The sequence below is a fragment of the Anaerotruncus sp. 1XD42-93 genome, assembly GCF_009917605.1.
Classification (GTDB): Bacteria; Bacillota; Clostridia; order Oscillospirales; family Ruminococcaceae; genus Anaerotruncus.
On sequence record NZ_QZEG01000002.1, the window covers coordinates 93,382 to 116,182 of the forward strand.

General features: G+C 51.5%; 26 protein-coding genes. 23 read left to right on the forward strand and 3 right to left on the reverse strand.

The genetic code is table 11. The features are described from left to right. Positions 1-145 precede the first annotated feature (145 nt). A complete protein-coding gene (locus tag D5269_RS01285) occupies positions 146-514 on the forward strand; it encodes a YccF domain-containing protein (RefSeq protein WP_120481755.1) in 369 nt (122 codons plus the stop codon). 150 nt (positions 515-664) lie between these two features. Then, positions 665-1,363 (forward strand): VTT domain-containing protein, encoded by a 699-nt coding sequence (locus D5269_RS01290; protein WP_120481756.1) that lies wholly within the window; start codon positions 665-667, stop codon positions 1,361-1,363. Between the two features lie 675 nt (positions 1,364-2,038). Here D5269_RS01290 and uidA read toward each other — a convergent pair. Continuing rightward, complete coding sequence (uidA, locus tag D5269_RS01295) at positions 2,039-3,835, reverse strand: beta-glucuronidase (protein ID WP_120481758.1); 1,797 nt, start codon at positions 3,833-3,835, stop codon at positions 2,039-2,041. A 101-nt stretch (positions 3,836-3,936) separates the two neighbouring features. Continuing rightward, complete coding sequence (locus D5269_RS01300; protein WP_016315403.1) at positions 3,937-4,281, reverse strand: helix-turn-helix transcriptional regulator; 345 nt, start codon at positions 4,279-4,281, stop codon at positions 3,937-3,939. A gap of 142 nt (positions 4,282-4,423) precedes the next feature. Here D5269_RS01300 and D5269_RS01305 point away from each other — a divergent pair, with 142 nt between their 5' ends. From D5269_RS01305 to D5269_RS01395, 19 genes are all read left to right on the forward strand, one after another. Further along, positions 4,424-4,588 carry a hypothetical protein gene (locus D5269_RS01305; RefSeq protein WP_016315404.1) on the forward strand — a complete coding sequence of 55 codons (165 nt, stop codon included), beginning with the start codon at positions 4,424-4,426 and terminating at the stop codon, positions 4,586-4,588. A gap of 105 nt (positions 4,589-4,693) precedes the next feature. After that, entirely contained in the window at positions 4,694-5,392 is a 699-nt protein-coding gene (locus D5269_RS01310; protein ID WP_120481760.1) for a DUF3879 family protein, read from the forward strand. A 50-nt stretch (positions 5,393-5,442) separates the two neighbouring features. Then, complete coding sequence (locus D5269_RS01315) at positions 5,443-6,174, forward strand: hypothetical protein (RefSeq protein WP_120481762.1); 732 nt, start codon at positions 5,443-5,445, stop codon at positions 6,172-6,174. A gap of 373 nt (positions 6,175-6,547) precedes the next feature. Then, positions 6,548-8,521 (forward strand): DHH family phosphoesterase, encoded by a 1,974-nt coding sequence (locus D5269_RS18985; RefSeq protein WP_016315407.1) that lies wholly within the window; start codon positions 6,548-6,550, stop codon positions 8,519-8,521. 171 nt (positions 8,522-8,692) lie between these two features. Further along, a complete protein-coding gene (gene rpsU / locus D5269_RS01325; protein WP_006875892.1) occupies positions 8,693-8,869 on the forward strand; it encodes a 30S ribosomal protein S21 in 177 nt (58 codons plus the stop codon). 242 nt (positions 8,870-9,111) lie between these two features. Continuing rightward, positions 9,112-9,609, forward strand: coding sequence for a YqeG family HAD IIIA-type phosphatase (locus D5269_RS01330; RefSeq protein WP_016315408.1), 498 nt, complete (start codon positions 9,112-9,114; stop codon positions 9,607-9,609). Then, the gene (locus tag D5269_RS01335) at positions 9,606-10,478 is read left to right on the forward strand and encodes a TIM barrel protein (RefSeq protein WP_347707279.1); all 873 of its coding nucleotides are present in this window, start codon (positions 9,606-9,608) and stop codon (positions 10,476-10,478) included. The genes D5269_RS01330 and D5269_RS01335 overlap by 4 nt, the downstream gene beginning before the upstream one ends. Then, positions 10,475-10,906, forward strand: a complete 432-nt coding sequence (gene aroQ, locus D5269_RS01340; RefSeq protein ID WP_016315410.1) for a type II 3-dehydroquinate dehydratase — start codon at positions 10,475-10,477, stop codon at positions 10,904-10,906. Before D5269_RS01335 ends, aroQ begins: the two co-directional genes overlap by 4 nt. A 15-nt stretch (positions 10,907-10,921) precedes the next feature. Beyond that, positions 10,922-11,998 (forward strand): Xaa-Pro peptidase family protein, encoded by a 1,077-nt coding sequence (locus D5269_RS01345; RefSeq protein ID WP_120481764.1) that lies wholly within the window; start codon positions 10,922-10,924, stop codon positions 11,996-11,998. 241 nt (positions 11,999-12,239) lie between these two features. Continuing rightward, on the forward strand, positions 12,240-12,797 hold the full coding sequence (gene efp / locus D5269_RS01350; protein ID WP_016315412.1) for an elongation factor P: 558 nt from the start codon (positions 12,240-12,242) through the stop codon (positions 12,795-12,797). A 53-nt stretch (positions 12,798-12,850) separates the two neighbouring features. Then, positions 12,851-13,288 carry a CD1247 N-terminal domain-containing protein gene (locus D5269_RS01355; protein ID WP_120481766.1) on the forward strand — a complete coding sequence of 146 codons (438 nt, stop codon included), beginning with the start codon at positions 12,851-12,853 and terminating at the stop codon, positions 13,286-13,288. A 95-nt stretch (positions 13,289-13,383) separates the two neighbouring features. Next, a complete protein-coding gene (locus D5269_RS01360; RefSeq protein ID WP_120481768.1) occupies positions 13,384-14,430 on the forward strand; it encodes an FAD:protein FMN transferase in 1,047 nt (348 codons plus the stop codon). After that, positions 14,427-14,930 (forward strand): Gx transporter family protein, encoded by a 504-nt coding sequence (locus D5269_RS01365; protein WP_120481770.1) that lies wholly within the window; start codon positions 14,427-14,429, stop codon positions 14,928-14,930. Before D5269_RS01360 ends, D5269_RS01365 begins: the two co-directional genes overlap by 4 nt. Before the next feature lie 230 nt (positions 14,931-15,160). Then, on the forward strand, positions 15,161-16,474 hold the full coding sequence (gene rsxC / locus D5269_RS01370) for an electron transport complex subunit RsxC (protein WP_120481772.1): 1,314 nt from the start codon (positions 15,161-15,163) through the stop codon (positions 16,472-16,474). Positions 16,475-16,490: 16 nt separating this feature from the next. After that, the gene (locus D5269_RS01375; RefSeq protein ID WP_347707280.1) at positions 16,491-17,525 is read left to right on the forward strand and encodes an RnfABCDGE type electron transport complex subunit D; all 1,035 of its coding nucleotides are present in this window, start codon (positions 16,491-16,493) and stop codon (positions 17,523-17,525) included. Positions 17,526-17,542: 17 nt separating this feature from the next. Next, a complete protein-coding gene (locus D5269_RS01380) occupies positions 17,543-18,049 on the forward strand; it encodes an FMN-binding protein (protein WP_016315418.1) in 507 nt (168 codons plus the stop codon). A 13-nt stretch (positions 18,050-18,062) separates the two neighbouring features. Then, positions 18,063-18,785, forward strand: a complete 723-nt coding sequence (locus D5269_RS01385) for an electron transport complex subunit E (RefSeq protein WP_016315419.1) — start codon at positions 18,063-18,065, stop codon at positions 18,783-18,785. Beyond that, positions 18,782-19,375: an electron transport complex protein RnfA gene (locus D5269_RS01390; RefSeq protein ID WP_016315420.1), complete on the forward strand. Its 594-nt coding sequence runs from the start codon at positions 18,782-18,784 to the stop codon at positions 19,373-19,375. Before D5269_RS01385 ends, D5269_RS01390 begins: the two co-directional genes overlap by 4 nt. 15 nt (positions 19,376-19,390) lie before the next feature. After that, positions 19,391-20,203 (forward strand): RnfABCDGE type electron transport complex subunit B, encoded by an 813-nt coding sequence (locus tag D5269_RS01395; RefSeq protein WP_120481774.1) that lies wholly within the window; start codon positions 19,391-19,393, stop codon positions 20,201-20,203. Positions 20,204-20,223: 20 nt separating this feature from the next. On the opposite strand, the gene D5269_RS01400 is transcribed toward D5269_RS01395, so the two are convergent. Then, positions 20,224-21,204: an RluA family pseudouridine synthase gene (locus D5269_RS01400; RefSeq protein WP_120481776.1), complete on the reverse strand. Its 981-nt coding sequence runs from the start codon at positions 21,202-21,204 to the stop codon at positions 20,224-20,226. Between the two features lie 241 nt (positions 21,205-21,445). Between D5269_RS01400 and pyrE the strand changes: the two genes are divergently transcribed. Next, entirely contained in the window at positions 21,446-22,030 is a 585-nt protein-coding gene (gene pyrE, locus D5269_RS01405) for an orotate phosphoribosyltransferase (RefSeq protein ID WP_016315423.1), read from the forward strand. Positions 22,031-22,056: 26 nt separating this feature from the next. Then, positions 22,057-22,776, forward strand: a complete 720-nt coding sequence (gene radC, locus D5269_RS01410; protein WP_120481778.1) for a DNA repair protein RadC — start codon at positions 22,057-22,059, stop codon at positions 22,774-22,776. Positions 22,777-22,801: the final 25 nt, after the last annotated feature.

Here is a 22,801-nt window from a genome sequence, read left to right on the forward strand (position 1 = left end):
ATTCTCCAAAGGCTAAAAAGCAGGTGTTTCTCGGGAGATATGTTATCCTTGAATAAACTGCTAGAGTTTGGAACGACGCTCTATGGTTTTCGCAGACAACAGAAGTGCTCCGTCTTCTGATGATATTGACAAAGGGGAAATCTAAATGGGATGTCTTGGAAATTTGATCTGGTTTCTATTTGGTGGAATTTGGCTCGGGCTCGGCTGGGTTTTGGCAGGAGTGCTTTGGTGCATCACCATTGTGGGAATCCCGGTGGGCATACAGTGCTTTAAGTTCGCGCAGCTCAGTTTTTTTCCCTTTGGGAAAGAGGTGCGGTATGGCGGGGGAGCGGGGACGATGCTGCTGAATATCCTCTGGCTGATAGCCAGCGGCTTGCTGCTTGCGGCAGAGGCCGCGTTGATCGGATGCCTGTGGAGCCTGACGATTATAGGCATTCCGATCGGAATGCAGTGTTTTAAGATCGCTAGACTTGCGTTAATGCCGTTTGGAGCTTCGGTTGTAACAAATTCTTGAGTTTTCAGAGCTGCTATTGAAAAGAAGATATTAATAAAAAAAATAACAGAATAGCCGCTGCAGCCGTGTTCCTTTGGACGGTTTTGTGGCTTTCAGAGGCAGAACCGACAGAAGGCCTTGATATCTGCCGAATAAGGAGGATTTGAAGGAATGAGGCATTGGTCCTCACAAGAGAAAAAACAATTTATTAGACTGGGATTGCTGGTTGCAGGCACAGTATTGGTAATTGGCGCGTTGGCATTGCTCTGTATGCCATTTTTTGCAAAGATTGAGGAGCCAGAGTTTCAGCAACAGTTTCAGAAATGGGTCTATTCTCTTGGCTGGAAGGGGTGCTTGATCCTGCTCGGCATCCAGATTTTCCAGATCATCATTGCCTTTATCCCGGGGGAGCCGGTCGAGCTGCTTGCCGGGATGTTATACGGTGCATGGGGCGGGCTGATGATCTGTCTGACAGGGATTCTGATGGCTTCTACAGCGATCTTTTTTGCTGTAAGAAAACTGGGTTATCCAGCTGTTGTACGAATTTTTGGCAAGGAAAAACTGGACGAGTTTAAGTTTTTCAACAGCGCGGAAAAGGCTGAGGTTGTGACGTTTATCCTTTTCTTGATTCCAGGAACTCCCAAAGATATGTTGACCTATCTGGCAGGTATCAGCAGGATAAAACCAGCATCTTTCCTGTTCCTTTCGACGTTTGCGCGCATCCCATCTGTGGTTACTTCTACGCTAATGGGGTCGACGATGAGCAGTGGGAACTGGGAGATGACAGTTTTGATCTTTCTGCTGACCGCTGCGATTGGTCTGGTGGGGATTCTCTATAAAGACAGAATTTTACATCGTCTGCGCCGCTGAAAAAGGTTGCCAGGTGCCAGTGTGTGACTGGATTCGATCGTCTGAAAAATGCGCCCGGATGATTCCATATAAACGCAGCAAGCGGCGGTAGGGAAGTGGATTATTCCTTACCGCCGCTTTGTTTTTTACCGCTGAAAGAAGAGCAAGTTTTCCTCTGTAGCTTTGCGCACAAAATACAAAAATAGTTCCGCACCTTTAGAACTACTTAATTTTACTGAATCCTTTGCAAAGTGGATTCTGAAGCCGTTATATGAGCTTTACAAAGTTCGAAAAGATGCGAAACGCCCGAATTTTTTGCAAATAGTGTGCAAACGGAGTGGGGGCATTTTCGAGCGATTTTAAAGTATATATCATAGATTTAGCATATCAAATGAAAACCCCTGTCTGGGGGATATTTGCGAAAATATCTTTTGAAATTGCGAAAATAATGGGATTTCCAGGATGCCCCTCTGTACTATGTACAAGGCAGAGTACCAGCCGTGTGGCTTTTGAATGGGGGCCTGTTGCTTTTGGATCATTGCCGCAGTGTATGGGAGATGTACTGCAAAACAATCTCTTATGAAATCGGCGTTGAAGAAAGGAGCGGCATGAAATAGAAGCGGCCGAAACATCCATGTTTCGGCCGCTTCCAATTTTTGTAGAAAAAGACGGCTGTTTCGATTTTTCAAGCAGCTCCTAGTGCTTATAATCAAAATCGGGGATTTCGTGCCAGCGTTGGCGGAAATAATGCGCCGCGAGCTTGGGTCTGCGATCTCGGCTGAACAGCCCTTTTTTGTTTCCATCCACCCGCAGGATGCCTTGCGAAGTTGCAAAATCAGCGAAGTTCCAGACCTGCTCGCCAATGAAGTTGGGATATCGGTCAGCAACTTCGTTGTTTGCTCGGTAGTAGTCCACTTGATATTCCTCGGTAAACATGGTCGGGGTGGCCAAATGCAGGCCGCTTACTGTATCCGCGCCATATTCGGTGAACATGACCGGTTTGCCAGTCTGCGCCCAATAATCCAGCTCCTTGGCAAGCGCCTGTTTCGCCGCTTCCAGATCACCGCCGTAAACGTACCAGCCGTAGTAACGATTGAGGCAGACCACGTCCGAAAGCAGCATCGCCTTGTCTTTCCGATAATCGTTCTGGATTGCGACGAGGGAGACCGGCCGTTTTTGCGGGTCACACTCCCGGACCAGCGAGAGAAGAGGCTGAAAATAGTCCACTGCGCTGTCCGGGTGGGAAGCTGTATCCGCTTCGTTGGCAACGATCCACATGACGACGCAGGCATGGTTTTTGTCGCGGGCCACAAGGTCGCGGAGCACCTCCCGGTGGTGCTCATGCGTGCGGATGGTCTCATAGGTGTTGATTGCATTTCCGTGGTTTGAGAGTCCAAAATTGAGGTTGACTCCTACGGCTGGAGCCTCGTCCAGCACGACGATCCCCTCCCGGTCGCACAATCGGAGCATCTCTTCGCTATAGGGATAGTGGCTGGTGCGGAACGAGTTGGCTCCCTGCCATTTCATCAATGCGAGGTCTTTGACATTGAGTGCCTCGTCCAACCCCCGTCCGCGGAAGTAGGAATCCTCATGCTTCCCGTACCCTTTGAAATAGAATGGGCGGCTGTTGATGAGGAACTGGTTTCCCCGTAGTTCGACAGTGCGCACCCCAACCGGAAGCGTGTAGCAGTCTGTCCCAAACCGCACACAGACCGTATAAAGGTAGGCGTTTCCCGGCTGCCAGAGCCGCACATTCCGGATGGTGATTTGTCCGGATGCGCCGGATGCCTGCGCAACCTCGATTCCGTCCTCGTCGGTCACGGTGAGTGAAACTTCACCGGAACCACAGGTCCTGACCTCGTAAGAAAGTTCCGCATCGTTTCCGTGTACAGAGGGCACCACAGTCAGGTCCTCGATAAACGCTTTTGGAGTCGAGTAAAGTTTGACCGGACGGACGATCCCGGCATAGTTGAAAAAGTCAAAGTTGGGATAGTTCTGTTTTTTCAGGGTAATTTCCGGGTCGGCGGGAATCATACCGCCGAGCTGCCCGGGCGTTTCGCATCCGACCGGGAGGGTACTGTGGTCGATCCGGTTATCAACCACGACAGTCAGCAGATTGGAACCATCCCGGACCATCCCGCCAATTTCCACCTCGAATGGCAGAAATCCTCCTTTGTGGGAGATCATCAGGTTGCCGTTCAGGTATACCTGTGCATGATGGGTCACCGCACCAAACCGAAGTACCAGCCGTTCCTGCGTGAGCAGGGAAGGAACCGAAAATTCTGTCTGGTAAAACGCCAGTCCATAATGGTCTCGAAAGGCTTCTCCTTCCTTTTGATCGTTGTAGGAAGCGGGAACGGCGATGGTATCACAGTTTTCCAATCGACGGGCCTGCCACCCCTGTTCGACACCGGACCCGTCATCCAGCCGGAACCGCCAGATGCCGCCAAGATCAATCACTGCCCGGGCATCGTTGAGGATTGGATACAGCATGAAAAACACTCCTTTTCAAATCACTGACCATAGTGTTGCCGGAAAATACCGGTATAGTCAGCAGACCTGAAAACAACGCAGATTTCCTGAGAGGATGTTAGTCAATTTTCTCTGTTCAAATCCGGCAGCAGCCGGGATTGGGTATCCAGCAGGTCTCTGGCGGTCTTAATCAGGTAATCCTGGAGATCCGGCAGAAGTGCATCAAATATCTCAAAAAATTCCTTCTGTTTTTTCTCATTTTCAAGAAACATCTGACCCAATCCGGTGCGTAGCCAGTGTTCATTGACGTTGAACTGAGAACAGATGGATTTGATGTTCTGTTCAGTGACTGTAGAACCATTTTTCTCCATATAGCTGATCGCGTTCTGCTTTAAGCCGATCCGTTCCGCAAATTCCCTTTGGCGCAGGCCAAGTGTTTTTCTCAGCTCGCGGATACGATTATTCATTTGCAGCACCTCCAATCTCATAATATCAATAAATGATAAAAAAGTCAAGAAAAATAGCATGTACGGGTTGACTTTAAACTCTTATTGATGTAAAATAAAACTATAAAATCAATAAAAGATAAAACAGGGAGGAGGATTCGACATGGAAAGAAACAGGAGATCAGATATGCTGATGATCTTCAACGCACTTTCGGAACAGAACAAGGACATCGTGCTCCTGGTCGCAAAAAGTGTGCAGGTGGCACAGGAAGCGGTCAAACAGCCTTTGCACCTTCCAAAACCTGACAGTACGGCGACGCGGGCTTGATCTTCGGAAATTTTTTTTGATGGAGCATTTCCTTTTTAATCTGCCGGTCGATCATTAAAATTGAGAGAACATAGCTAGGAATGGTCAGCAGGGGAGGGACAAAACATGATCCGCGGCAACTATAACATTACATTTTTACAGCAGATGTTGGGGATTTCCTCACCGATGTCCCCCATGTCGAAGCTCTCGGTGTCGTCCCTGTCATCGCCCGAGGTGCAGAACCAACTAAAAGCGGCGGGGATTGATGTCAACAGCAGGCAGTATCAGGCTGTTATGAAGGATATGATGGGTGCGCTCGACGGAAGGGCCGGGTACACAACTGTTAGCGCGATCAAAAACAGGATGAGACAATATAACGCCGATGGGGATTATGTCGGGCCGGGCGGGATTGTCGTGCCGGGAATGATTGCAACTGGGATACCGGAATCCGAAAGACACCAGATTATCAATGTTTCGGAGGATGCGCGCCAAAAAATGTTCGATGAAACCAAGCGGCATTTTCTTCAGGAATATGGCGTTGCAAATGGGGATACCACCAAGCGGTCGGAAGTGTTCCGGGCGTTCCAGCTTAGTATCCCAAAAGAAGACAGGCTAAAGGGGACATGGACGCTCGGACAGTATGAAAGGGCATACACGCGGGCATTTGTGGATGCTGTTAAGGCCGTCAATCCAAACTGGGAGCCAGGGCAGCCGTTTGATAAAAGTATTCTGGACAGTGTGACAAGAGAATCTGTGGATCATGCACTTGTGAAGTCAGGAAATAAGCTCGTTTTTTCGAACAAATCAGTGAACATCCGTATATAACAGGCGGGTATCTGCTTGTTTTCAATATAACCGTTTAAGGAGGAGAAACAATGAATGTTGGGGCAGTTGGGGCAGTTGGGACTGCGCAGGCTCAGCAGGCCGGGCGCGGCGGAAAAAATGGAAATGCCATTCAGAATCTGAATAAAGAGATTCAGTCTCTCAAGGAAGAAGTGAAAAAGCGGCGGATCGATATACGCAAGCTGAGCAAAGACAAGACATTGAGCGATGCGCAGAGAGAAGCCAAACAGAAGCTTTTGGAGAGCGAGATTGAAAATTATCAGCAGCAGATCACGCAGAAGCAGCAGAGAATTCAGGAGTTGCGGGAGGAGCAGTCGAACAAAAAATCGTCCGAATCGTCTCAGAAGTCTGAGCCGGAGAAAACGCCGGAAGAGACGCGGCATGTGGACACCAAGACGGTGCATGGCCTGATTTCTTCCAGCACAAGCCTAGATACGGTCGAACAGCTGAATTCGGTGAAGAACGGTCTTGCGCGTGCGGCCAAAACGCTTGCACGCACGATCGAATCAGATGACGCAACCTTTGGCAAATGGGGCGGCGCTTTGCAGGTCAATCGAGATGAGCTGGAAAGCCTGAACAGCAAGGTGCGCAAGATGGAAATGGACATTAGTGGGCGCTTGGGAGATTTGCTCGAGGAGAGCAAGGAAACCGAGGACGAAAGTTTGGAAGCGAAAGATCCGGGGAAGGCCGAAGATGCGAGTGGAAACAGGCACAAAGAGGCTCAGAAAGAGGAAGAACCGCAAAAAATCGACACCTACGCATAATAAATACAGTTTATGATTCAGGGCGGCTGCCGAAGTCAGGCAGCCGCCCTTTTGCTGTTTACAGGGAAAGAAATACGATACAGATTTTACAGTTCAAGACTGGGTGCCCTTTCCAATAAGAGGGGCGGAGGGATTGCAAGATTGCAAAAGCCATGGTATAATAGCTGCAAAGCGGCTATTATACCAGAGCTATGGCCTGGACGATGATACCGCATCGCTTTGCGATTGTGGTATCATAATCGTAGTATGCCGTTGGGGTGCTGTCTGCGGACGAGAAATCGTATGCTGATCGGATGGCTCCACAGAATCCATCTACATAAATATAGATTGGGCTTATGCAGAATCCAATCTCAGAGACGGGCGAGGTATCCCTGTGAAAAGAAACAAAACCCTGATCCAACCAATTTTATATATTGTTGCGGGCTGCTGTATCGCGATGTCGGTTTCGGCGGCATTCTTCGACGTACGGCTGTTCTACATCTGTGCGTTTGTATCCTGTGCCTGTGTCGGCCTCACCTATTGGCATATCTGTAACGCGAGGCAGGAGATCAACACATTTCTCATGCAGAGTGCACATGCCCTTAATACGATCCAGCGGGATGCCCTGCGGGATTATCCGATCCCTGTTTTTGTCTGCGCCGCGGATGGAGAAATCCTCTGGTGTAATCCTCTGGCGGAAAAAATTGTGCTGAAGGGCGAGGAGACCTGTTCCCGCAGCATCTATACGATCCTTGCGGGCGGCGAGATTACCCACCCCTGCCCAATTGGCGGATATGATGTTTCCTATCACGACAGAAACTACGCGGTTTATACTGTCCCGGCAGTCAGCGAGAGCGATACGCTTTATATGGTGTATTTCTATGAAAACACCGAGCTGAAAAAGTATACACAGGAATATTTCGAGAGCCGTCCGTCGGTTATGCTGATCCTTGTGGACAACTACGAGGAGATTCAGCAGGGCTTGCCTGACAATGAGCGCACCCGGATGATGGGGCAGATCGAGTATACGGTGAGCAAGTATATCACCGATAATGGCGGGCTGTTGCTCAGGGCAGAACGGGACCGGTTCACTGCGGTGCTGGAGGAACGGTATCTGCGGGGGATCATCTCGGGACGGTTTCAGATTCTTGAACAGATCCGGGCGATCGAGACCGACCGCCATATGGTTGCCACCCTTTCGATCGGCGTCGGAAGGGATGCGGAGACATTGCCTGAAAGCGAGCAGATTGCGCGGCAGGCTCTGGACATGGCGCTTGGGCGCGGCGGGGATCAGGCCGCGGTGCGCGGGGCGAGCGGTTATGAATTCTTTGGAGGCGTATCGAGCGGGGTTGAGAAGCGCACCAAAGTTAAAACCCGTATTGTAGCAAATGCGCTTGAAGAGTTGATGAAGGTCAGCGACAATGTGATCGTTATGGGACACCGGATGGCTGACCTCGACTGTTTTGGGGCGTCGGTGGGAATCATGAAGGCCGCAAAGATGATGGGCAAAGAAGCATATATCGCGATCCGCCGGGAAAAAAATCTGGTCAACCAGATTTATGACCGGATGCTCGAGAACGGCTACCATGGATTGCTGATTGAACCCGAGGATGCGCTCCAGCGGGCGACTAAAAAAACCCTCTTGGTGGTTTGCGATACCCACACAACCAACATCATCGAGTCGGTGGATCTGTACAATGCGTGTCATACGGTTGTCGTGATCGACCATCATCGAAAGATGGTCGGACACATCGACAATGCTGTAATCTTTTACCACGAACCGTATGCGTCGAGCGCGTCCGAGATGGTCACCGAGCTGGTGCAGTATTTTAATGAAAAGATCAAGATCGGGCGGCCGGAAGCAGAGGCCCTGCTTGCGGGAATCATGCTTGATACTAAAAATTTTATCATCAAAACCGGCGTGCGTACCTTCGAAGCTGCCGCCTATCTGCGTAAGATGGGTGCGGATACAGTAGAGGTGAGAAAGCTGTTCGCCTCAACGATGGAAGCCTACCAGCGCAAAGCCAAACTGGTTGCGAATGCGCAGGTTTACAAGGGGTGTGCGATCGCATGGTCGACCGAACGGGACGATACAGAAATCCAGGTCACAGCGGCACAGGCCGCTGACGAACTGCTCAATATCAGCGGTGTGCAGGCATCGTTCCTGATGTTCGAGCAGGGCAAGGGAGTTTCCTACTCCGCCCGCAGTATGGGACAGCTCAATGTCCAGATTATTATGGAAAAGCTCGGCGGTGGAGGACATCACACGATGGCAGGTGCACAGACTCCCGGGATCACGATGGATGAGGCGCGGCAGCGGCTGCGTGAAGCGATCGACCAGTATTTTGAGGAAAACAGCCGCAAATAAAAAATATACCAGATGCTTGCATAACCGTAGTTTTGTGGCGAAATCATGAAATTTTTTTGGTTGGAAGTAAATGGCTTGACAAATTGCACAGATGCATTGTATAATTAACTATGTTATCCACAAACTGTGGATGATAACTCCGGCCTTAAGGCGTGGGGAGGGAATTGGTAAATGTCAGAAATCAGAATTAAAGACAATGAGTCTTTGGACAGCGCGCTGCGTAGATTTAAACGCTCCTGTGCCCGCTCCGGCGTTCTCGCTGAGGTCCGTAAAAGAGAGCACTACGAGAAGCCTTCTGTCAAGCGCAAAAAGAAATCTGAGGCTGCTCGCAAGCGCAAGTTCAAATAATTGCATATTGTGAACAGGAACCGGCGGGAATCTCCTGCCGGTTTTTCCTTTTCCATAGTTGTAAAAATCGGACGTCTGTGCTATAATCGAAGCACTTGAGAAGGATCAGAGTGCTTCTTTTCAAGCCCGTGGCGGGATCTTCGAAGAAGATTATTATAAGCAGCTTTGCTATGGAAATGCTGTGAAGCACTCGTTGAAGATTTATTCCGGGATGCGCAAAACAGCACAATGGAGGGGCGCATATGTCGCTTTTTTACCCCTGTTACAGGTTCCGCCGGATTTGGGAGATTGCTCCGGAATGGTTTACGGTGCACCAGATCTCGGTGGTTTTGCTTGATGTGGACAATACATTGACCACTCATGATAACCCCGAGGTCCCGGATGAGGCCCGGAGATGGATCGCACAGATGCAAAAGGCGGGAATCAAGCTGCTGATCCTCTCGAACAACCGCCCTGAACGGGTAGAGCCGTTCGCCAGAAAGTTGGGGCTGGGATGCATCGCAAACGCGGCAAAGCCGTTGACGCGGGGCGTGCGGCGTGCAGGCGAGCGGCTGGGGGTCCAGAAGCGGGAAATGGCGTTGATTGGAGATCAGATTTTTACCGATATACTTTGCGGTAATCTGGCGGGGATCGTCTCGATTCTGGTTGAGCCAATGGAGTTGGAGCGGTTCCTGTTTTTTAAATTGAAACGCGCAGCCGAGCGAGTGGTTCTGCGCAGAGATCGGAGAAAAGAATTATGAATTTGAAAACCAGGTTTGGCCCGGCAGGGAATGCGCAAAGCTTTTCTGAACTGGGCTATAAAAAAAATACACAGATCCCGGAATATCTGGGGAGATGGGGCTTGAATGCCTACGAATACCAGTGCGGACGGGGTGTTAAAATTTCGGAGGCCGCTGCGAGAGCATTCGGGCAGGTTGCGGCGGAGCAGGACATTCAGCTCAGCCTGCATGCCCCCTACTATATCTCGATGTCGAGTGTCGACCCTGAAAAGCGGGACAAGAGTGTTGACTATGTATTGCAGTCAGCGCGGGCGGTTGACGCACTGGGGGGCGACCGGGTGGTTATCCATACCGGCTCCTGTGGAAAAATCAGTCGGGAGCAGGCGCTTGAGCTGGCGATTGACACCACCAGAAAATGCATAGCGGCACTCGACGGGGAAGGGCTTTCCCACATCCATATGTGTCCGGAAACAATGGGCAAGGTCAACCAGCTTGGCACGCTGGAAGAGGTGCTCGCGCTTTGCAGGCTCGATGAACGGATCCTGCCCTGTATTGACTTTGGGCACCTGAACGCCCGGACATTTGGCAGCCTGAACACGGCGGCGGCATTCGCTGAAATTTTTGAGAAGATGGAAAATGAAATCGGAATCGACCGGATGCGGATGTTCCATTCCCATTTCAGCAAGATTGCCTACACCATCCCAGGCGGTGAAAAATGCCATCTGACCTTTGCGGATACTGAATTCGGACCGGAGTTTGAACCGGTTGCCGAACTGATCGTGAAGAAGGGCTGCACGCCGACGATTATCTGCGAATCCGCAGGAACACAGGCAGAGGATGCGGCTGCAATGAAGGAGCTTTATCTGACAGCGGGGGGAAATATCACATGAAAAAGATACTGCTGATGCATGGACCCAACATCAATCTGGTGGGGGAGCGGGAACCGGGAATTTATGGTTCCGAGAGCTTTGATTCGATCAATCAGGAGACGGTCGCATATGCAAACCGTCTGGGGATGGAATGTGATGTGTTCCAATCGAACAGCGAAGGGGCGTTGATCGACCGTCTGCATGCGGCGCGGGGCGTTTACGACGGGGTGATCCTCAATGCAGGCGCTTATACCCATTACAGCATCGCGATCCGAGACGCAATCGCGGCCATCCGTATTCCGGTGATCGAAGTCCACCTGTCAAACGTTCATGCGCGGGAGGAATTCCGGCATGTTTCGGTGATCGCGCCGGTCTGCAAGGGCGGTATCTTTGGGTTTGGAAAGGGAAGCTATCTGCTGGCAGTCGATGCACTGTCGCGGATCGAATGAGGAGGGAATATCCAAATGGAAGACAGGCTACAGAGGCTTGCGCAGCAGCTGCCGGATGATGTCGATGCAATGCTGATCTGCGAAGCGGTCAACCGGCAGTATTTCACCGGGCTGCGTTCGTCAGCGGGTACCCTGCTGGTTTTCAAACAGGCGCCAGCGGTCTTTTTGATTGATTCGCGTTATTACGAGCGTGCAAAAAAAGACATCCATGGATGCGAGGTCGTTTTACAGGAGAAACTGTTTGAGCAGGTCAGCGAATGGTTCCAGAGACATGGCGTCCGGACGGCGGCAGTCGAAGGGGATTATCTGAACCTTTCTCAATACGCCCGATTCAAAGAAGGCCTCCCCAAGGTTTCTCTGGTTTCGAAGCCGGAGATTGACTCGGCGATCCGGCGGATGCGGATGATTAAATCGCCGGAGGAGATCGCTTCGGTCAGAGCGGCCCAGAAGATCACCGATGATGCATTTTCCCACATCTGCGGTTATATTAAGGAAGGCCGAACCGAGCGTGAGATCGCCGGCGAGCTGCTGGATTTCTGTTACCGGCATGGTTCCGAGCGCCCTTCCTTTGATTACATCGTGGTTTCTGGAAAAAATTCCTCCATGCCTCACGGAGTGCCGGGGGAAAAGCCGGTAGAGCGAGGAGATTTTATCACGATGGATTTCGGCTGCATGATCGACGGCTACTGCTCGGATATGACCCGGACTGTCGCAGTAGGTGCGCTTTCGGATGAGCAGCACCGGGTTTATCAAACAGTGCTGGATGCCCAGCTTGCGGGGATCGCAGCGGTGCGCGCGGGAGTCTCCTGTAAGACTGTCGATGCGGCTGCGCGGGACCTGATTACAGCGGCCGGATATGGGGAGGCATTCGGACATGGGACCGGGCATTCTCTGGGAATTGAGATCCATGAGCCGCCAGCCTTTTCAAAGTCTGACGAAACGATCTGCGAGGCAGGCATGGTGCTTTCGGTGGAACCTGGCATCTATCTGGAGGGGAAGTTTGGTGTGCGGATTGAGGACCTCGTCCATATTACGGCGGATGGATGCGAGAATTTGACCGCATCCGAAAAAAAGCTGCTGGTCCTCCCATAATAGCCATCCGTTGAGGCGAGTACAGGCAATAGCCCGCATCAGGTTTGCGACATCTTCTCAACATCCTGAAACTGTAAGATTTTGTATGGATATACAGAATAAATTATCAGATTCCCCGCAAAAGGGCTTGCAATATTTGTGATTTTGCTATAAAATTAGAGTGTTAATCATTGATACAGCGTTGCCCTGCCTGGAATCGGGGAACATCAAGGATTGTATCATAACTTTTGGAGGTAACAATATGATTTCTGCCGGCGATTTTAGGAATGGCGTGACCTTTGAGATGGATGGAAATGTTGTCCAGATCATCGAGTTCCAGCATGTGAAGCCTGGAAAGGGCGCAGCGTTTGTCAGAACCAAGATCAGGAATGTCATTTCTGGTGCGGTGACTGAGAAAACCTTCAGCCCGACCGAAAAATTTCCGACTGCGTTTGTCGAGAGAAAGGACATGCAGTACCTGTATCAGGACGGCGATCTCTATTATTTTATGGATAATGAGACCTATGAGAACATCCCGATTTCCGCAGATACCCTTGGGGACAACTTCAAGTTTGTCAAGGAAAATATGGACTGCAAGGTTCTTTCCTACAAGGGGAATGTATTCGGTGTGGAGCCCCCGTTCTTTGTAGAGCTGGAGGTCGTTGAGACCGATCCCGGCTTTAAAGGCGATACCGCGACCAATGCTACCAAGCCCGCAAAGCTCGAGACAGGCGCTGAGATCAAGGTTCCGCTGTTTATCGAGGAAGGGGATCACATCAAAGTGGATACCCGTACCGGTGAATATATGGAGCGCGCATAATTACAGATTTTTTCGATTATTGTGATATTTTATAAAAAAGGGAGGTAACTGCTATGACAATTACCGAAAGAGCTGCTTATATCAAGGGACTGGCCGAGGGGCTGGGCATTGATGATTCTACCAAAGAGGGGAAGATTATCAATGCGCTGATTGGTGCGATAGATGATATGTCTCTTACCATTTCCGACCTGGAGGCTCAGATTGATGAACTGAGTGAGCAGGTGGAAACGATCGACGAGGATCTGGGGAGCCTGGAAGAGGATTTCTATGACCTCGATGATGAGTGTGGCTGCGGCTGTGAGGACGATGAGGATGACGATTATCTGGACGGCGACCTCTACGAAGTCTGCTGCCCGACCTGCGGGGACACTGTCTGCATCGACTCCGACATGCTGGAAGAGGGGCAGACTACCTGCCCGAACTGCGGTGAACTGCTCGAGTTCGATCTGGAAGAGGACTGCGGGGACGATCATTGCGATTGCGATAAATAAGCTGTTCGGCTTGTATCTTAGGGAAACACCCCGCTTGCCCGCGGGGTGTTTTCGTGAGGGCAGGCTGGGAAAAAGTAGTTGAATGAGGGGACGGAATGGTAAAAAAGAAATGGGTTGCACTCCTGATCTCTGCTTTGGGGATCGCCCTGGTGCTTGGAGCGCTGGAACGGGCGTCTGCAAACCGTCTGGTAACAGGAACCTCATTCGTGATGGACACTGTCGTGCAATATAGTTTCTATGGGAAGCATGCGCAAGAGGCAAGAGATATGGTTGCGCAGGAGCTTTCCTCGATTGAATCCCGGATGTCGATGCATTTGGAGGATTCAGAGATCAGCGAGTTGAACCGGAATGCGGGGAAAAACGCAGTCCAGCTTTCGGAAGATACATATGAATTGCTTTCCCGCAGCGTTGCATATGCGGAACAAACAAGCGGCATTTTTGATGTGACCATCGCGCCGCTCGCTTCTGCATGGGGGATTACCTCCGATCATCCGCAGGTTCCGGAGCAGAGCCGGATTGATGCACTGCTCGCGTTGGTGGGCTATCAGGACGTTCAGCTCGATCCAGATTCTGCATCTGTCCGGCTTGCCCGGGAAGGGCAGGCGGTGGATGTTGGGGGGATCGCCAAAGGGTATGCCTGCGATGTTGCCAGAAGAATCGCACAGGAATGCGGTGTCAAGTCCGGATATCTGTCGATCGGGGGGAACATCATGGTGATCGGGGAAAAGCCGGACAAAACCCCCTTTAAATTTGGCATCCGTGACCCGAGAGGCACGCCCAACCAATATTTTGGGGTTGTCACGATCCCAGATCTTACGATCGCTACGTCAGGAGATTACGAACGCTTTTTTGAGCAGGGTGGGGTTCGTTACCACCACATCCTTGACCCGAGAACCGGTTATCCTGCCCAGGAGGGGCTGATGTCGGTTTCGGTAATCTCTCCGGACGGTGCGTACGCCGATTTTATGTCAACCTGGCTGTTCATCATGGGGCGTGAATTTGTGGTTGAGAATCTGAATAACTTTGATTGTGGCCTGGTGGCGGTTGATCTGGAAAACCGGGTTTATGTTTCGGAAAATCTGAAAGACAGATTTTTTCCGGCAGATCAGACTGGTGTCTACCAGTTCGAGGGGACGCCATGAGATACAAAGCGGCAAGACCTGCGCTTCTGGGGCTTCTGTTCGCGCTTTCGATTGTGCTTAACCTTGTAGAAGCCGGATTTTCCGGACTAGTCCCGATTCCGGGGATCAAGCTGGGGCTTTCCAATGTCGTAACCATGTATTGCCTGTTCTGCATGGGTAAGCGGGAAGCCTTTTTATTGGCAGGGCTGAAGGCGTTTTTTGTCCTCCTGACCCGCGGACTGGTTGGTGCGTGTCTGAGCCTTTCCGGGGGGCTGCTTTCGGTGGCGATGATGCTGCTGCTGAAAAAGCTGGGCCGCAACAGATTGAGCCATACCTTTTTGAGCATTTCCGGAGGGGTGTCCCACAATGTCGGGCAGATTTCTGTGGCAGCTCTGATCCTTGAAAGCAGCGCGGTGTTTTATTACCTGCCGGTTTTGATGATCTCCGGAGTGGGGATGGGGCTGTTGACCGGCATACTCTTGCGGCAGCTCCTGCCGCATCTGAACAGAATCTTTTTTTGATGTTCCAACGCCAGAATTGTGATATAGTCAACATACTGAAAGAGAAGAGCTTGTTTTTAAGCGGCAGGCAGAAGCACGCAGGGCGTGTTGGATGATTCTGTAATCTGAACAGGGCTGCTGTCAGCAGCCGCCTGCGGCAGTCTCGCCGCAGGCTTGAAAAGAATCAGAATGCTTCTTTTCAAGTGCTTCAATGATAATTTGCAATGTAAATCTCAAGGAGGAAAAGGGAAATGAGTTTTTTGCAAAAAACCATGAAGGGTGCGAAAATCGGACACTTCAAAAACACGGAAAACAGCCCTAGTGTTGTGATGCCGATCCCGCAGGAAGTCTGCATTTCGATGTCACAGCACATGGGACCGCCGTGTAAGCCGGTCGTCGCAAAGGGGGATACCGTAAAGGTCGGGACCCTGGTTGGCGACAGTGATGCGTTCCTTTCCGCACCGATCCATTCGAGCGTTTCGGGCACCGTCAAGGAGATCAGCGAGATCGTGGTCGCCAACGGGTCGAAATGCCAGGTCGTCGTCATTGCGGCTGACGGCGAGCAGACAGTGGATGAAAATGTGAAGCCGCCTGTTGTGGAAACCCACGCGGATTTTGTCAAGGCGATCAAGAATTCCGGTCTGGTGGGGCTTGGCGGCGCAGGTTTTCCGACCCACATCAAGATGAACCCCAAAAATCTGGATGCGGTCGATACACTGGTCATCAACGCGGCGGAGTGCGAACCCTACATTACTTCCGACTATCGCACGATGCTTGAGCGTACGCAGGATATTCTGGACGGAATTGCGGCAATCAAAAAGTTCATCGGGGTCAAACAGGTGAAGATCGGCATTGAAAACAACAAACCGAAGGCGATCGAACTGCTCAAAAAAGAAACTGCGAACGATCCCAGCGTCGAAGTTTGCAGTCTGCCATCCCTCTATCCGAAGGGGGCCGAGAAAGTCACGATCTTCGAGACGACCGGGCGGGTGGTCAAAGAGGGGATGCTGCCTGCGGATGCTGGCGTCATCCTGGACAATGTGACTTCGGTCGCGTTTATCGGGCAGTACCTGCGCACAGGGATGCCGCTGGTCACCAAATGCCTGACCGTCGATGGGGATGCGATCGCTGAGCCGAAAAATGTGGTTGTCCCGATCGGTACCCGCTATGCGGATGTTATCGCTTTCTGCGGCGGTTATAAAAAGCCTGCCAAAAAGCTGATTATGGGTGGTCCGATGATGGGCATTCTCGTTTACAGCGACAGCTATCCGGTACTCAAAAACAACAATGCTCTGCTCGCATTCAGCTCGGAGCGCGCGATTATCGAGCCGGAAAGCCCCTGCATCCGCTGCGGGCGCTGCATGAACACCTGCCCCTACCAGCTCCAGCCGCGTCAGATCGAACTTGCCGCCCAAAACGACAATATCGAAATGCTGAACCGGCTGAAGGTCATGCTCTGCATGGAATGCGGTTGTTGTTCGTATGTCTGCCCCGCCAAACGGAACCTGACCTTCTCAAACAAACTGGCAAAACAGAAGGTTCGTGCGGCTTCGGCGAAAAAATAAGATAGGAGGGCTTATTTTGGCTACAAACACTGAAAATCAGGTGGTACAGACGGAATCGGCGGTCAGCTCCAAGCTGATGATGACCCCGTCCCCACATGTCAAAGATTCGATCAATACCCAGAAGGTCATGCTCACAGTGGCAATCGCCCTGCTTCCGTCCCTTCTGGCAGCGCTCTATTATTTCAGCTTTCCTGCACTCGTACTGGTGGCAACCTGTGTGATTTCCTGTGTGGTTTTTGAGCAGCTTTTCTGTATGGTGACCAAAACCCAGAGCAGTATCCATGATTGCAGCGCAGTTGTCACCGGCATGATCCTTGGATTTAATGTCCCGGTTACGCTTCCGCTCTGGATGGCCATTGTCGGTTCGTTTATTGCGATCGTTGTGGTCAAATGCCTGTTCGGCGGCATCGGCTGCAACTTCGCAAACCCGGCGGCTACTGCCCGTATCTTCCTGCTGGTTTCGTTCGCAACCGCAATGACCAACTGGGTTGCGCCCCTGCATGGCGTTGCGGATACCGTTGCAAGTGCTACCCCCGGTCGTGCGATGTGCAATGTCATGGGTGTTGATTATCTTGCAGCGGCGACCCCGCTTAGCAGCCATGTTGTCGAAAAACCCGGATTTATGCAGCTTCTGCTCGGGCAGCATGGTGGTTCGCTGGGTGAGACCTGCGCGATCGCGCTCATCATCGGCGGTGTATTCCTGATCTGGCGCGGCATCATCACCTGGCATATCCCGGTCTCGGTGATCGGCAGCGTCTTTGTGTTCGCGCTTCTCTTTGGACAGGATCCGATCTTCTCAATCCTCACCGGCGGTGTTATGATCGGTGCATTCTTCATGGCGACCGATTATTCGACCAGCCCGGTCACTCCGAAAGGCCAGATTATTTTTGGTATCGGTATCGGCTTCATCACGATGGTGATCCGCACATTCTGTTCCTATCCGGAAGGAATGTCCTTTGCGATCCTTCTGATGAACATTCTGACTCCGCACATCGACAGCCTCACGATGACCAAACCGTTTGGCGCTGTCTTTGCAGAGAAAAACAAATAAGGGGAGGCGTGCGATTTATGAATATGACAAAACCTGTAATTGTTCTGACGGTTATCTGTATTGTCTGCTCGGCGCTGCTCGGCGCAACCTATACCGCGACAGCTCCTCTGATTGCGGCTTCTGAAAAAGCAGCTTCGGATGCGGCGATGATCGAGGTGCTGCCGGGTGCGGCATCGTTTACCGAGATTCCAGTTGAACTGGAAGGCGTGCTTACTGTGGCCAAGGACGACAGTGGGCTTGGTTATGCATTTAAAGTGCAGGACAAGGGGTTTGGCGGTGCATATACGATTATGGTCGGCATCAGCTCTGATGGAAAGGTCACGGGCGCAAAGCTGCTTGACAACAGTGAAACCCCGGGACTTGGTTCCAAAACCGGTTCGGCGGATTTCATCCAGCGGTTTGTTGGGGTGGAATCCAGCGGTGTTGAGGGCGTGCAGGCGATCACCGGCGCAACCATCTCGTCCAATGCATTTAAAAGATGCGTACAGACTGCTTATACCGCGTTCGACAGCGTAAACGCGTAGGGGAGGGTGTATAATGGCTAATTCTACAAAGGCGAAACCAAGTTATCTGGCAACATTGACCAATGGTATTATCAAAGAAAACCCTGTTCTGGTGTTGATCCTCGGTACCTGTCCGACCCTTGCGGTCACCACCATGGCGATCAATGGGCTTGGCATGGGCCTTGCGGCTACCGTTGTTCTGATCTGCTCCAACATCGTAATCTCTCTGCTCAAAAAGGTGATCCCGGACACCGTCCGCATCCCTTGCTATATCGTTGTCATTGCGGCGTTTGTGACCATCGTCCAGTTCCTGGTCAAGGCATATGCCCCGGCGCTTGACAGCGCGCTCGGCGTATTCCTGCCGCTCATCGTTGTAAACTGCATCATCCTCGGCCGCGCCGAGATGTTCGCAAACAAAAACGACGTAATCTCCTCTGCACTGGATGGCCTTGGCATGGGCATCGGCTTTACGCTTGCGCTTTTCTGCATGGGTTCTGTCCGTGAGATCCTCGGCAACGGGACCTGGATGTCCGGTGCTTCCTGGATCGGCATTCAGAATGGCATCAACCTCCACTGGGAAAATCCGATCATCGTATTCCTGCTCGCTCCCGGCGGTTTCATGGTCTTTGGAGCGCTGGTTGCGCTGGTCAACTTCCTGACCAAAGGCAAAGCGATCAAGAAAAAAGAGTTTGGCTGTGAAGGCTGCCCGTCGGCTGCGGCCTGCAAAGCTGCCCAAAAAGGAGGCTGTAACGCATGAAACAATTTGCAATTATTCTGATCAGCGCGGTACTGCTCAATAACTACGTGCTCTCCCGGTTCCTTGGAATCTGCCCGTTTCTGGGCGTCAGCAAAAAGCTGGATTCCGCTTTCGGCATGAGCGTTGCGGTAACTTTTGTCATGGCGCTGGCCACTGCTGCAACCTGGCCGATCTACACATACATTCTGCTCCCAAATGGGCTGGCCTACCTCCAGACGATCGCATTCATCCTGATTATTGCGGCGTTAGTGCAGTTCATCGAGATTGCGCTGAAAAAGTACATCCCATCCCTGCATGCTGCACTGGGAATCTATCTTCCGCTGATTACCACCAACTGTGCGGTGCTCGGCGTTACCATCCTCAATCTGGATGAAGGCTACAATTTTGCCGAGTCGATGGTCAATGCGGTCGGTTCCGGTCTGGGCTTCATGCTGGCGATGGTGCTTTTTTCGGGCGTCCGTTCCCGTGTTGACGCAGCCAGGACGATCCCGAAGGCATATCAGGGAATCCCGATCACCCTGACTGCGGCAGCGATCTGCTCGGTCAGCTTTATGGGCTTCAGCGGCATCGTTGACGGCCTGTTCCATTGATAGGGGGTAGTAAAGATGTTGTTACCAGTCGTAATTGTTGGCGGGATCGGCCTTGTCTGCTCTGTGATCCTCGTGATTGCCGCAAAGGTGATGGCAATGCCCGCCGATGAGCTGTTTGATGCGATCCGCGCAGAGCTTCCGGGCGCAAACTGCGGTGCGTGCGGATACGCCGGATGCGATGACTATGCAAAAGCGGTCGCGCACAGCGGTGCAAAAACCAACCTTTGTATCCCTGGCGGTGCAGGGACTGCGGCGGCAGTCAGCGCTGCAATGGGTGTTGTAGCCGAAGAGGTCAAGCCGCAGTACGCGGTTGTCCACTGCTCGGGAAACTGTAATGTTACCGAGGACAGCATGGATTATCAGGGCAAACAGACCTGTGCGGCAAGCAAGATGTTCTATAACGGCAAGGGGAGCTGCCAGTTCGGCTGTCTCGGATTTGGCGACTGCATGAACGCCTGCCAGTATGGAGCGATTGCGATTGTAAACGGAATCGCGGTTGTGGATAAGTCGGTTTGCGTCGGCTGCGGAATGTGCTCCAAGGTGTGCCCGAACCATCTGATCTCGGTGATCCCTGCTACCAACACGATCTATGTTGGATGCAGTTCCAAGGATAAGGGCGCTGTAACACGCAAGGTCTGTAAAAATGGCTGCATCGGCTGTAAGAAGTGCGAGAAAGCCTGTGAGCAGGGCGCGATTACTGTGACAGATAATGTCGCTTCGATTGATCCGGAGAAATGCATCAACTGCGGCAAGTGCGTCACAGGATGCCCCACCGGTGCTATCGTCACCTGCGAGTCCCGCTGTGAGTCGATCCCCGTCAGTGCATAAGAAAGCGACATCCCATCGGATCATATGATCCGATGGGATGTCTTTTCGATATCATTAAATTCGTCCTGAAACCAGACCTTTGGGACCGTAAATGTTTTTCCGTCCAGATAGTTGAGAATCCCGGCATCAGTGCGGAATCGAAAGGTTAGTTTATAGGAGTAAAGCGCCTGAAACTTGTGTCCGGTTCCCTTATTGTCGCGTTGATGTCCATATTTTGCATCCCCGAGCAGCGGATGCCCGATAGAAGCCAGGTGTGCCCGAATCTGGTGGGTACGGCCGGTGAGCAGATCGACTTCAAGCAGGGACCGGTGGCCATGCTCTGCAAGGACGCGATAACGGGTGAGGATCGTCCGGCCGTCTTTGAGCGGGCGCTCTGAAACCGTAACGGTATTGGTTTCGCTGTTTTTGACAAGGTATCCCTTGAGGGTATCGGAAGTGTTTGGCATCCTTCCATGGACGATGCAGAGATAGAGTTTTTGCAGTTCCCGGTCTTTGATCTTCTGGTTCAGCACGCGCAGGGAGGCGGCATTTTTTGCCGCAATCACGATCCCGCCGGTGTTCCGGTCAATCCGGTTGCAGAGAGCGGGGACAAAGCTGTTTTCCTGCCCGGGCTGGTATTCTCCTTTTTGATAGAGATAGTGCAGGATTCGATTAATCAGGGTATCAGGAAGGCGGCTGTCGTCCTCATGTACGACAAGCCCCGGGCGCTTGTCTACCAGCAGAAGGTTGTCGTCCTCATATAAAATGTCAAGCCGCATGGGAGCCGATAAGAATTCCAGACATTTTTGCGGAGGAGAAAAGAATTCATCGTTGATGTAGAGGGCAAGGAGGTCCCCTTCCGCCAAACGAGTGGAAATTTCGCAGCGCTTGCCATTCAGCTTTACCCGTTTTAGCCGGATATATTTGTAAAGCAGATTTTGCGGCAGAAGCGGGACCGCTTTGGTTAGGAATTTATCTACCCGCTGGCCGGCATCATTGGCATTGATTGTGAATTCCTTCATAAGTTCCTCCGTTCTCAGGATTCGAAACGCTGCTTTTGCAGCAGTTTGCTGGAATTGGCTACCAGAGCGGAAACCTGCATATCTTCTGGCCGTAATTGTGATACCAGCTCTTTTTACAGCCATTATAGCATATTTTTTTAAAATACGGTAGATTCTATTGGCAAAAAACGAAGGATTTGCTATAATATGCGCAGAAGCAAAGGTTTGCGCCGCCATAACAATTCAGAAAGAGGTTGTATATATGATTACACGTGAAAGAGTAGAAGAGATTTTAAAAGAGTCCGGTGTGCTGCTGGAAGGGCACTTTCTTCTGACATCCGGCCGCCATTCCAACAAATATATGCAGTGTGCCAAAATCTTCCGGCATACGAAATATAGTGAGGAGCTTTGTGGTGCGCTTGCAGAGCTTTATCAGGATGAAAAAATTGATGTCGTGATTGGTCCCGCGATGGGAGCAGTACAGATGGCCTACGAGGTCAGCCGGCAGATTGGGTGCGAAAATTTCTTCACCGAGCGGGTTGACGGTAAGATGGAACTGCGCCGCGGGTTTGAGGTCACGCCTGGAATGCGCTGCCTGCTCGTCGAAGATGTTGTGACCACTGGAGGTTCGGTCAAAGAGGTTGCCGAGCTGGTGAAATCGTTGGGCGGCGTGGTGGTCGGGATTGGCTCGATCGTCGACCGCAGCAACGGGGCTGTTGACTTTGGGTTCCCGTTCAAGGCGGTTTATCCGGTAGAGGTCGTCTCGTGGGAAGCGCAGGATTGCCCGCTCTGCCGTGAGGGGAAGCTGCCGGCGGTGAAGCCCGGAAGCAGAAAGCTTCCGGAATAAAAGAAACAGGTCGGGTGGTGTAAAGGATGTCCGGCTATCATGATGGTCATAGGCAGCGGCTCAAAAAACGCTTTTTGAAAGAGGACCTGGATGGGTTTGAACCGCATGAGGTGCTGGAACTAATCCTGTTTTATGCGATACCCCGAAGAGATACCAATGATTTGGCACATCGTTTGATCCAGTATTTTGGGGACATCACTGCTGTATTTGATGCGGAGGTTCCAGAGCTTTGCGAGGTAGAGGGAATCGGTGAGAACGCTGCTGTTCTGATCAAACTGTTTGCATCCGGCTGCCGTTATTATCTTGACGCATACAACAAAAAAGGTGCGGTAATTCAAACAACAGAGCAGGCGGTGGAATATCTGCGTCCGAAGTTCATCGGCAGATCGAACCGGGAAAATATCTGTGTCCTTTTTCTGGATAACAAGGGGAGAGTTTCCTACTGCGATATTGTGGGTGAGGGAACCATAAATATGGCGTCAGTTTATATCCGCAACATTGTTGAACTGGCGCTTCGGTTCCGGGCGGTGTCTGTCATCTTCTCTCATAACCATCCGCGGGGACTGGTGAATCCTTCAAATGCGGATATTTCTGTCACACACGAGCTTTACCAAGCCTTGAAAACAGTGCAGATCAAGCTGACAGATCATATCATCTTTACCGAAACCGACTTTCTTTCGATGCGCAGTTTTGGCTACTTTTCGTTTGAAGATGGGCATACATATAGCCAAATCGCTTCGAAGTGACATGTTATTTGGAAGCGGGTTGACC

Coding starts and splice junctions, on each gene's coding strand:
- D5269_RS01285 (WP_120481755.1), top strand. CDS start 146: ATGGGATGTCTTGGAAATTTGATCTGGTTTCTATTTGGTGGAATTTGG.
- D5269_RS01290 (WP_120481756.1), top strand. CDS start 665: ATGAGGCATTGGTCCTCACAAGAGAAAAAACAATTTATTAGACTGGGA.
- uidA (WP_120481758.1), bottom strand. CDS start 3,835: ATGCTGTATCCAATCCTCAACGATGCCCGGGCAGTGATTGATCTTGGC.
- D5269_RS01300 (WP_016315403.1), bottom strand. CDS start 4,281: ATGAATAATCGTATCCGCGAGCTGAGAAAAACACTTGGCCTGCGCCAA.
- D5269_RS01305 (WP_016315404.1), top strand. CDS start 4,424: ATGGAAAGAAACAGGAGATCAGATATGCTGATGATCTTCAACGCACTT.
- D5269_RS01310 (WP_120481760.1), top strand. CDS start 4,694: ATGATCCGCGGCAACTATAACATTACATTTTTACAGCAGATGTTGGGG.
- D5269_RS01315 (WP_120481762.1), top strand. CDS start 5,443: ATGAATGTTGGGGCAGTTGGGGCAGTTGGGACTGCGCAGGCTCAGCAG.
- rpsU (WP_006875892.1), top strand. CDS start 8,693: ATGTCAGAAATCAGAATTAAAGACAATGAGTCTTTGGACAGCGCGCTG.
- D5269_RS01330 (WP_016315408.1), top strand. CDS start 9,112: ATGTCGCTTTTTTACCCCTGTTACAGGTTCCGCCGGATTTGGGAGATT.
- D5269_RS01335 (WP_347707279.1), top strand. CDS start 9,606: ATGAATTTGAAAACCAGGTTTGGCCCGGCAGGGAATGCGCAAAGCTTT.
- aroQ (WP_016315410.1), top strand. CDS start 10,475: ATGAAAAAGATACTGCTGATGCATGGACCCAACATCAATCTGGTGGGG.
- D5269_RS01345 (WP_120481764.1), top strand. CDS start 10,922: ATGGAAGACAGGCTACAGAGGCTTGCGCAGCAGCTGCCGGATGATGTC.
- efp (WP_016315412.1), top strand. CDS start 12,240: ATGATTTCTGCCGGCGATTTTAGGAATGGCGTGACCTTTGAGATGGAT.
- D5269_RS01355 (WP_120481766.1), top strand. CDS start 12,851: ATGACAATTACCGAAAGAGCTGCTTATATCAAGGGACTGGCCGAGGGG.
- D5269_RS01360 (WP_120481768.1), top strand. CDS start 13,384: ATGGTAAAAAAGAAATGGGTTGCACTCCTGATCTCTGCTTTGGGGATC.
- D5269_RS01365 (WP_120481770.1), top strand. CDS start 14,427: ATGAGATACAAAGCGGCAAGACCTGCGCTTCTGGGGCTTCTGTTCGCG.
- rsxC (WP_120481772.1), top strand. CDS start 15,161: ATGAGTTTTTTGCAAAAAACCATGAAGGGTGCGAAAATCGGACACTTC.
- D5269_RS01380 (WP_016315418.1), top strand. CDS start 17,543: ATGAATATGACAAAACCTGTAATTGTTCTGACGGTTATCTGTATTGTC.
- D5269_RS01385 (WP_016315419.1), top strand. CDS start 18,063: ATGGCTAATTCTACAAAGGCGAAACCAAGTTATCTGGCAACATTGACC.
- D5269_RS01390 (WP_016315420.1), top strand. CDS start 18,782: ATGAAACAATTTGCAATTATTCTGATCAGCGCGGTACTGCTCAATAAC.
- D5269_RS01395 (WP_120481774.1), top strand. CDS start 19,391: ATGTTGTTACCAGTCGTAATTGTTGGCGGGATCGGCCTTGTCTGCTCT.
- D5269_RS01400 (WP_120481776.1), bottom strand. CDS start 21,204: ATGAAGGAATTCACAATCAATGCCAATGATGCCGGCCAGCGGGTAGAT.
- pyrE (WP_016315423.1), top strand. CDS start 21,446: ATGATTACACGTGAAAGAGTAGAAGAGATTTTAAAAGAGTCCGGTGTG.
- radC (WP_120481778.1), top strand. CDS start 22,057: ATGTCCGGCTATCATGATGGTCATAGGCAGCGGCTCAAAAAACGCTTT.